Genomic DNA, 6203 nt, shown 5'->3' with positions numbered 1-6203 from the left:
GGCAAGCCTCGCTCCTACAGTTTTGTGGCGAATCGCCAACCCTGCAGGAGCGAGGCTTGCCCGCGAAAGGGCCATAAAAAACACCCAATCTTTTCCCGCAGACAAAAAAACGGCCCGCCTCCAAAAGGAAGCGGGCCGTTTTCATGTTCGGCGAAAGCTCAGAGCCTTAGCTCATCCCTATCACTTGTTCAGGCGGAAATCAGCCTCGGCAGCGGCGAAACGCTGAAGCATGCCCTGAGTTGGCGCGCCCAGCTTGCTGACGATGTAGATGGCCAGGCTGGCGAAGATGAAGCCCGGGATGATTTCGTACAGGCCCAGCAGTTCGAAGTGCTTCCAGACGATCACGGTGATCGCGCCGACCAGGATGCCGGCCAGTGCGCCGTTGCGGGTCATGTCTTTCCAGATCACGGAGATCAGGACCACCGGACCGAACGCAGCACCGAAACCGGCCCAGGCGTAGCTGACCAGACCCAATACGCGGTTTTCCGGGTTAGCGGCCAACGCGATGGCGATCAGGGCAACCAGCAGCACCATGGCGCGGCCGACCCAGACCAATTCAACCTGGGAAGCGGTTTTACGCAGGAAGGTTTTGTAGAAGTCTTCGGTCAGGGCGCTCGAGCACACCAACAGTTGGCAGCTCAAGGTGCTCATGACCGCAGCCAGAATGGCCGACAGCAGGACACCGGCAACCCATGGGTTGAACAGGATTTTCGCCAGTTCGATGAACACGCGCTCTGGGTTTTCGGTCACAGGGCCGGCCAGCTCGGGGTGTGCCGAGAAGTAAGCGATACCGAAGAAACCTACAGCGACGGTGCCGCCCAGGCACAGGATCATCCAGGCCATGGAAATGCGACGTGCCTTGGCGATCGACTTGACCGAATCCGCCGCCATGAAACGCGCGAGGATGTGCGGCTGGCCGAAGTATCCCAGGCCCCAGCCCATCAGCGAGATGATGCCGATGAAGGTGGTGTTTTTCAGCATGTCGAAGTTGCTTGGATCCTGCGCTTCGATGGCCAGGAACGTGGTGTCGACGCCGCCGGTGGCCAGCAGCACGATGATCGGGGTCAGCAACAGGGCGAAGATCATCAGAGTGGCTTGTACGGTGTCCGTCCAGCTCACGGCCAGGAAACCGCCGACGAAGGTGTAGGCAATCGTCGCCGCAGCACCGGCCCACAGCGCGGTCTCGTAGGACATGCCGAAGGTGCTTTCGAACAGACGGGCGCCAGCCACAATGCCGGAAGCGCAGTAGATGGTGAAGAACACCAGGATCACGACGGCGGAGATGATCCGCAGCAGGCCGCTTTTGTCTTCGAAACGGCTGGAGAAGTAATCCGGCAGGGTCAGTGCATCGCCGTTGTGCTCAGTCTGCACGCGCAGACGACCGGCGACGAACAGCCAGTTCAGGTAAGCACCGATGATCAGGCCGATGGCGATCCAGCTTTCGGACAGACCGGACATGTAGATGGCACCCGGCAGGCCCATCAACAACCAGCCGCTCATGTCGGAAGCACCGGCAGACAATGCCGTCACGACGCTGCCCAGGCTACGACCGCCCAGAATGTAGTCAGAAAGGTTGTTGGTGGAGCGATAGGCCATGAAGCCGATCAGCACCATTGCTGCGATGTAGATCACGAACGTGATCAGAGTTGGATTGCTAACGCTCATTAAGTTTCGCCCTGGCTTTGTTTTTATGTAGCGGCGGCTGGTGAACCGCGCGCAAACGACGACGTTTGACAGACGATTTCAGGTCCCGCGCATTTATGACTGATGTTTCCCCAGGAAAGCCATCAGCCGGTACACCAGTCTTTTATGACCGGTTGCACCTTGGCCGCGAATGCTATTCAACAAAGCAAATAAGGTGCAACCCATTTTTCGAGAATAAGTTGCACCTAGTCGGATTTACCTGAAAAACCCCTGTTTTTGCTCCCTTTTAGGGCAGTCCTGACGGTTTACTAGAATAAAAAGCACCAAGTCAGCGCGGTACGTTCGTTCCGGAATTTATTTCCTGACGAGCTGCTTATTATTCCGACAAAAAAAGGGTTGCACCCGGTTGCACCTCAAAGGTTGCCCAGCTAATCTTGCGGCCAGCTGATGCCACGCGGTCGTGGCAAACATGAGGATAAAAATATGGCTACCACCACCCTTGGGGTCAAACTTGACGACCCGACCCGCGAGCGCCTCAAGGCGGCCGCGACCTCGATTGATCGCACGCCGCACTGGCTGATCAAGCAGGCAATTTTCAATTACCTGGAAAAACTCGAGGGTGGTGCAACCCTGACCGAGCTGAGCGGTTTGACCAAGGATTCCGACGAAGCCGTCGATGCGCCTCTGGATCACGCCCACCAGTGCTTCCTCGAATTTGCCGAAAGCATCCTGCCGCAATCGGTGCTGCGCGCCTCGATCACTGCCGCTTACCGTCGCCCGGAACCTGAAGTGGTGCCGATGCTGATCGAGCAGGCGCGTCTGCCGGCGGCGATGGCCGAAGCCACTAACAAGCTCGCCTCCTCGATCGCCGAAAAACTGCGCAATCAGAAGAGCGCCGGCGGCCGTGCCGGAATTGTTCAGGGTCTGTTGCAGGAATTTTCCCTGTCGTCCCAGGAAGGCGTCGCGCTGATGTGCCTCGCCGAAGCGCTGCTGCGCATCCCGGACAAAGGCACCCGTGACGCGCTGATCCGCGACAAGATCAGCACCGGCAACTGGCACCCGCACTTGGGCAACAGCCCGTCGCTGTTCGTCAACGCCGCGACCTGGGGCTTGTTGCTGACCGGCAAACTGGTCGCCACCCACAATGAAGCGGGCCTGACTTCCTCCTTGAGCCGCATCATCGGCAAGAGCGGCGAGCCGATGATCCGCAAGGGCGTCGACATGGCCATGCGCCTGATGGGCGAGCAGTTCGTGACCGGCGAAACCATCGCCGAAGCCCTGGCCAATGCGAGCAAGTTCGAAGCCAAGGGTTTCCGCTATTCCTACGACATGCTGGGTGAAGCCGCACTCACCGAGCACGATGCCCAGAAATACCTGGCCTCGTACGAACAAGCCATCCACTCGATCGGCAAAGCCTCTCACGGTCGTGGGATTTATGAAGGTCCTGGCATTTCCATCAAGCTCTCGGCACTGCACCCGCGTTACAGCCGTGCGCAGTACGAGCGCGTGATGGACGAGCTGTACCCGCGCCTGCTGTCGCTGACCCTGCTGGCCAAGCAATACGACATCGGCCTGAACATCGACGCCGAAGAAGCCGACCGCCTCGAACTGTCGCTGGATCTGCTGGAGCGCCTGTGCTTCGAGCCACAACTGACCGGCTGGAACGGCATCGGTTTCGTGATCCAGGCTTATCAGAAGCGTTGCCCGTATGTGATCGACTACGTGATCGACCTGGCTCGTCGCAGCCGTCATCGCCTGATGATCCGCCTGGTAAAAGGCGCGTACTGGGACAGCGAAATCAAGCGCGCCCAGGTCGAGGGCCTGGAAGGCTATCCGGTCTACACCCGCAAGGTGTACACCGACGTTTCCTACATCGCTTGCGCACGCAAGCTGCTGTCGGTGCCGGAAGTCATCTACCCGCAGTTCGCCACGCACAACGCCCACACCCTGTCGGCCATTTACCACATTGCCGGTCAGAACTATTACCCGGGTCAGTACGAGTTCCAGTGCCTGCACGGCATGGGTGAACCGCTGTACGAACAGGTTGTAGGCAAAGTTTCCGAAGGCAAGTTGAATCGTCCGTGCCGCGTGTACGCCCCGGTCGGTACTCACGAAACGCTGTTGGCGTATCTGGTGCGTCGTCTGCTGGAAAACGGCGCGAACACTTCGTTCGTCAACCGCATCGCCGACCAATCCATTTCGATTCAGGAGCTGGTGGCCGATCCAGTGGCCAGCATCGAGCAGATGGCAACGCTGGAAGGCGGCTTCGGCCTGCCGCACCCGCGTATCCCGCTGCCGCGTGATCTTTATGGTGCCGAGCGCGCCAACTCCAGCGGCATCGACATGGCCAACGAACATCGTCTGGCTTCGCTGTCCTGTGCTTTGCTGGCCACCGCTCACAATCACTGGAAAGCCGCGCCGATGCTCGGTTGCGCGTCCAGCACTGAAACCCCGGCTCCGGTGCTGAACCCGTCGGATCTGCGTGACGTCGTCGGCCACGTACAGGAAGCAACCGTCGAAGACGTCGACAACGCGATCCAGTGCGCCCTGAAGGCTGCACCGATCTGGCAGGCCACTCCGCCCGCCGAACGCGCTGCGATTCTGGAACGTGCCGCCGATTTGATGGAAGGCGAGATCCAGCCGCTGATGGGCCTGCTGGCTCGCGAAGCCGGCAAGACCTTCGCCAACGCCATCGCCGAAGTGCGTGAAGCCGTGGACTTCCTGCGTTATTACGCGGTGCAGGCGCGTAACGATTTCACCAACGACGCCCACCGCCCATTGGGTCCGGTGGTCTGCATCAGCCCGTGGAACTTCCCGCTGGCAATCTTCAGTGGCCAGGTAGCTGCTGCACTGGCCGCAGGCAACCCGGTATTGGCCAAGCCTGCGGAACAAACCCCGCTGGTAGCGGCTCAAGCCGTGCGCTTGCTGCTCGAAGCCGGGATTCCGGAAGGTGTGCTGCAACTGCTGCCGGGCCGTGGCGAAACCGTCGGCGCCCGTCTGGTCGGCGACGATCGGGTCAAAGGCGTGATGTTCACCGGCTCCACCGAAGTCGCTCGTTTGCTGCAACGCAATGTCGCCGGTCGCCTGGATGCACAGGGTCGTCCGATTCCGCTGATCGCCGAAACCGGTGGCCAGAACGCGATGATCGTCGACTCTTCGGCACTGACCGAACAGGTGGTGATCGATGTGGTGTCGTCGGCTTTCGACAGCGCCGGTCAACGTTGCTCGGCCCTGCGCGTGCTGTGCCTGCAGGAAGATTCCGCTGACCGTGTGATCGAAATGCTCAAGGGCGCCATGGCTGAATGCCGTCTCGGCAACCCTGAGCGCCTGTCCGTGGACATTGGCCCGGTGATCGACGCCGAAGCCAAGGCCGGCATCGAGAAGCACATCCAGGCCATGCGCGACAAAGGTCGCAACGTGTATCAGGTGGCCATCGCCAACAGCGAGGAAGTAAAACGCGGCACATTCGTGATGCCAACGCTGATCGAACTGGAAAGCTTCGATGAGCTGCAACGTGAGATCTTCGGTCCGGTGCTGCACGTGGTTCGCTACAAGCGCAAAGACATCGATCAACTGATTGGTCAGATCAACGCTTCCGGCTATGGCCTGACGCTGGGTGTGCACACCCGGATCGACGAGACCATCGCCAAGGTGATCGACAACGTCAACGCCGGTAACGTCTACGTAAACCGCAACATCGTGGGTGCCGTGGTCGGCGTACAGCCGTTCGGTGGCGAAGGCTTGTCGGGCACCGGCCCGAAGGCCGGTGGTCCGCTGTACCTGTACCGTTTGCTGTCGACGCGTCCTACCGATGCCATCGAACAATCCTTCGCTCGCGGCGACGCCATCGCAGCACCGGATGTCCGTTTGCGTGATGCCATGAGCAAGCCACTGACCGCCCTGAAGGCGTGGGCCGACAGCAACACGTTTGCAGACCTGAGCACGCTGTGTGTGCAGTTCGCGGCGCAGTCGCAAAGCGGCATCACCCGTGTCCTCCCTGGCCCGACTGGCGAGCGCAACAGCTACGCCATCCTGCCGCGCGAACACGTGCTGTGCCTGGCGGAAGTTGAAGGCGATCTGCTGACGCAGCTGGCGGCGGTATTGGCTGTCGGCGGTTCGGCGGTGTGGCCGGAAGCTGAATTGACCAAAGCGGTGTTCGCACGTCTGCCGAAGGAAGTTCAGGCGCGAATCAAGCTTGTTTCCGACTGGAGCAAGGACGAAGTGGTGTTTGATGCGGTTCTGCATCACGGCCATTCCGACCAGCTGCGTGCGGTGTGCCAGCAAGTGGCCAAGCGTGCCGGGGCGATTGTCGGGGTTCATGGCCTGTCGCAGGGCGAGACCAGCATTGCGCTGGAGCGTCTGGTGATTGAGCGTGCGTTGAGCGTCAACACCGCTGCGGCGGGTGGTAACGCCAGCTTGATGACCATCGGCTAAACCGCAACAAAACCGGGCAACCGCAATGGCTGCCCGGTATGCAAAATCCTGTAGGAGTGAGCCTGCTCGCGATAGCGCTCTGTCATCCGACCTATTATTGGATGACACACCGCTATCGCGCGCAG

Annotated in this window: 2 protein-coding genes; one reads left to right on the top strand and one right to left on the bottom strand. The window is 60.3% G+C overall.

The features are described 5' to 3' along the window. Nucleotides 1-180 precede the first annotated feature (180 nt). Nucleotides 181-1665 carry a sodium/proline symporter PutP gene (putP, locus tag QMX98_RS31300; RefSeq protein WP_010464334.1) on the bottom strand — a complete coding sequence of 495 codons (1485 nt, stop codon included), beginning with the start codon at nt 1663-1665 and terminating at the stop codon, nt 181-183. A gap of 462 nt (nt 1666-2127) precedes the next feature. Here putP and putA point away from each other — a divergent pair, with 462 nt between their 5' ends. Next, entirely contained in the window at nt 2128-6078 is a 3951-nt protein-coding gene (gene putA / locus QMX98_RS31295; protein ID WP_282411913.1) for a trifunctional transcriptional regulator/proline dehydrogenase/L-glutamate gamma-semialdehyde dehydrogenase, read from the top strand. Nucleotides 6079-6203 lie beyond the last annotated feature (125 nt).

The sequence above is a fragment of the Pseudomonas sp. PS02303 genome, assembly GCF_029959925.1.
GTDB lineage: Bacteria > Pseudomonadota > Gammaproteobacteria > Pseudomonadales > Pseudomonadaceae > Aquipseudomonas > Aquipseudomonas mandelii.
The sequence above is the reverse complement of the archived record's forward strand: the minus strand, read 5'-3'. Positions and strand labels throughout refer to the sequence as shown.

Bases quoted from the DNA above. Each gene is read 5' to 3' on its own strand.
- putP (WP_010464334.1), bottom strand. From the start codon at position 1,665: ATGAGCGTTAGCAATCCAACTCTGATCACGTTCGTGATCTACATCGCA.
- putA (WP_282411913.1), top strand. From the start codon at position 2,128: ATGGCTACCACCACCCTTGGGGTCAAACTTGACGACCCGACCCGCGAG.